Origin of the sequence: Thermorhabdus hydrogeniformans, assembly GCF_049310025.1 — a bacterium.
GTDB lineage: Bacteria > Bacillota > Thermosediminibacteria > Thermosediminibacterales > Tepidanaerobacteraceae > JBJYKD01.
In genome coordinates, this window is the sequence record NZ_JBJYKD010000191.1 from 1 (window position 1) to 262 (window position 262).

Here is a 262-nt window from a genome sequence, read left to right on the forward strand (position 1 = left end):
TTAAGCTGGGAGAACTGCAGGAAAAATGGCACTATACTTCGCTGGAGAAAATCTTCTTCGAAGAAAAAATATATAAGGAGCTGGAGAAAAAGCACGCAACCTGGGAGAAAGTGCTGGAGGCCATCGCTGAAGCATTCAAACCCTATCGTAAACAGTTGCGCCGCGATATTACCCGCGAAGACATTGTAAAGCTTACCGAAAAACCGGTTCGCCGTATCTATAAACTGGATATTGAAGAACTGAACGAGCAAATAAAAGGCCT

At 43.9% G+C, this 262-nt stretch carries 1 pseudogene; it reads left to right on the plus strand.

Annotated elements, in window-relative coordinates:
* Positions 1-262: pseudogene (locus ACKX14_RS16065) on the plus strand (DNA gyrase/topoisomerase IV subunit A); the annotation flags it as partial.